Annotated in this window: 2 protein-coding genes; both read right to left on the reverse strand. The window is 36.2% G+C overall.

The genetic code is table 11. From position 1 onward, the window contains the following. Positions 1-146: 146 nt before the first annotated feature. A complete protein-coding gene (locus K6343_05475) occupies positions 147-2,777 on the reverse strand; it encodes an AAA family ATPase (protein MEF3245410.1) in 2,631 nt (876 codons plus the stop codon). A 270-nt stretch (positions 2,778-3,047) separates the two neighbouring features. Then, the coding region (locus K6343_05480; GenBank protein MEF3245411.1) for a hypothetical protein at positions 3,048-3,761 on the reverse strand (714 nt) is incomplete at its 5' end.

A 3,761-nucleotide genomic window follows, 5' to 3' on the forward strand; every position in this document is an offset into this window, starting at 1 on the left:
AACTTACTATCCTATTCTTTTTTGTTCCATTTTATTTGTTTTCGAAGGGCATCTAGGAGCTATTCTAAATATACCATCGAAATACAAGAAGGAGGAGATTTTTCCACGGATTTTACACTGAGCAAAGCGAATGTGCTACTTACTACCTACCGTTGCATTTTATCTTTAAGTGATTCATAAATAGCAAGTTGAGTTGCAGTAATTGATGGAGGCGTTTTCTCAATAAGATTCTGTAATCTTTGCATTGTGATAAGTTGCTTTTTACCTAAATGTAAGGTATCTTTTGCCGCATCCATTGCTACCATATTACAAATTGAAACAATATCCGCTGAAGAATAATCCTTGGTAATATCTGCCAGTTGCTCGTAATCTACATCATCAGCAATTGGTTTACCAGCTAACTCTTTTTTAAACAAACCTAATCGAGCTTGCCGATCTGGAGGAGGGATATACAAAATCCTATCAAATCTTCCAGGTCTCATTAACGCCGGATCTAATGTATCAGGGCGATTAGTAGCCGCAACAACAATAACTCCTTTCAATTCCTCTACTCCGTCCATTTCCGTCAAAAACTGTGTTAATATCTTAGTGCCAGATTCTTCTCTTGTTCCTCGTGCACCACCTATTGCATCAATCTCATCAAAGAATAATATACATGGTGTATTTTCACGCGCACGAATAAACAAATCTCTTAACTGCGCCTCTGACTTACCGACAACTTGCTGTAATAATTCAGGCCCTTTTATATAAAGAAAGTGAGCTTTCGCTTCACTTGCAACAACTTTAGCCAAAAAAGTTTTACCACAACCAGGAGGTCCAAAAAGTAAAACACCTTTACTTGGTTTAATATGATATTCCTTGAATAACTCAGGGTGTGCTAGAGGCATCTCAATCATTTCATAAAGTGCCTCCTTTACATCCTCTAATCCCACCACATCATCCCAACTTAAAAGGGGCTTACTAATAATTTCCTCTGCTTTTTTCTTTTTAGAAAGCCTACCATATTGGTCTGCTATAGATTCATACTCATACAACATTTTAAATGTAACTGACGGCTTAATACCCTCAACGGCAGTCTCTAAATCAGACATAGTTATTGGCCTTGGTTTATTTCCACCATCTTTAACTGCTTTTTTAATTGCCTCAGTACACACAGATTGAATATCGGCACCTGTAAAACGTTCCATACGTTTTGCTAATTTACGCAAATCTACATCAGATGCAAGTTCCTTACCTTCCAAGTATCTTTCCAAAATTTTGTATCTCGCTTCAAGACCTGGTGGGCTAATATAAATAAGTTTATCAAAACGGCCAGGGCGTAACGCTGCTGGATCAATCAAATTTGGATAATTCGTTGCTCCAACTAATAATACACCATCTAAATCACCAATACCATCTGTATAAGCTAAGAATGTGCCAACAATACCTTTCTCTGGTGCATCAGACCTAGATAACTCCGTTCGTTTAGGTAAAAACGCTTCTATCTCATCAAAAAACAATACAGAAGGCCTGTTATTATATGCTTCTTCAAAGATCTTTCTCAAATTTGCTTCAGATTCACCAAACCATTTACTTGTGAATTCTGTCCCACTAACAGCAAAGAACGAGGCTTTAGCTTCATGAGCTATAATTCGAGCTAACTTTGTTTTACCTGTTCCAGGAGGACCAAATAGTAAAATACCTCGCGTAGGCTTAATAGACATTTTTAAAAGTGTTTGACGTGTTTTTTGATCAAATTGAGACTTTATAGCATCCATTATTTCATCCTTGATATCATCAATGCCTGCTAATTCATCCCAGTTATCTGAAGGTATTTGTCTATATATCGGAGTTGGTCTATTGTACTCCTCAACTCCTGCTTCTGTAGATTGCTCATAACTTTGCAAGGATGAAGATAATGTTTTAGCTAAAATTTCAAGAAAAGGTGATATTAAAAATACTAAGGCCGAAGACACAAAAATACCTAAAACGAATTTATTGATATTTATATTACTTTCTAATATTAACACAGGTAACATCAAACTCCCTGCAAAAAGAATGATCGCACCAGTGCCTATCGCAATCAACCGCGTATTTAGGTTTACCGGTTTTGACTTATCCAGTAAAGATCCAATAACACCTGCAGTTACTGCCCACAGAACAATCTGGGCTATAAGAATAGGGCGCTCAATAAAAGGCGTAAACAACTTTGAAAGCAGATGTAAATCTACACTTTTTTCAGCCGTTATTGTTTTAAGCCATGTGAAATCCAATAAAGAATTAACAGGCATTGAATGTAAATAGACGAGCGGTTTAGTTTGTGTCCCTAACATAACCAATCCGGCATTGGCTTGCCCTCTTAACAATGCAAGTATCTCGACTAAAAAACATGTGAGAACTGCTAAAAGCACACCACGACGCCTACCTACAAAACCTGCCATTAGCGGCGCAACAGGAAGTAGAACTGTTAACTGTGGGATTAGAAGAGTAACTGTAGCTACTGACATTACAAGAAATCCATAAGGCCCAGCTAACCCTGTTAATATGAATAATAAATACAATATCGCCAAAGTTATTGAGTTATACGCTATTGGTAGGATGTATACCGCCAATGTGAAAATTAGTCCTCCAGCTGGTTTAAGAATCCACATAAAGCCTACAGCAAGAATTAAAAGCGAACGCCAGTTTAATGGATAGTAAGGAAGCAATCCTGTAAGATGATAAGTAAATCCCATAGCCAAAGATGCCGCGACAATCTTAGAAATTGTTTTATAACGCTGATCATTTAGTACCAACATTATAACTCCTCCTTTCGCGTAAATTTTTACTTCTCTGTAATTGTCGCCTTTAAAATTATGTTATCTTCTGATAAAACATTTTCAAGCAAAAGGTTCCCTTAAAAAAGTCTATACTTTTTAAGAAATTTGTCAAGTATTAAGACTCATATGTTAGAAACTATAAAAAATCATTAAAAGACTCATAAAAATAAAAGCAGAGCTACATTGCTCCGCCCGTAAACAATAATTCAATTAACTATTCAGCACTTCTTTTCAACAAACTATTCCATATTATGGTTGGTACGTTATCGTTATCGTCTTTGTCGTATCTTCCCACTTTACATCACAACCAAGAGATTCGACAACAAACCTTAAAGGAAGCATAGTCCTGCCGTTAATGATCTCAGGCATAACTTTGTGGTTAGTCTCATCAATCCATTTAGTATCACCGTTAACTTTTGCCTGTGGTTTACCAATCCAGAGTTCAATGATAGTATCTTTTAGTGTTATAGTAACTTTTCTTGTTGCATTATCCCAATCTATACTTCCACCTAATGCTTCTACTATAGGTCTTATTGGGACAAGAGTCCTACCATACTTGATAACAGGTGGAGAATCAAGGTATCTTTCCTCTCCGTTTACCAAAAATAACCTGTTTCCTACTTGAAGAACAATGACTGTTTGAGTGATCTCTTTTTCAAATATTGCTTCAATCGTATGATTTGCTTTTACATCTGTAAATGTATATGTTGATATTGCCCCAACTGATGCACCATCTACCTTTACATCAGAAATCTTATAGCCTGAATCAGGAGTAATTGTGAATGTTTTACTTTCACCGTAATTAACAGTGATTGAACCAGATGGTGAGATTGTTCCGCTTGTACCTGCAAAAGCAGTTATAGTAAATGTAATTGGTTCAAATTCAACCTCAATTTTATGATTCGCTGTAACATTCTCAAATGTATAAGTTGTTACTGCACCAACTGAAACATTATCTACTTT

It is taken from the genome of Caldisericaceae bacterium (assembly GCA_036574215.1).
Classification (GTDB): Bacteria; Caldisericota; Caldisericia; order Caldisericales; family Caldisericaceae; genus Caldisericum.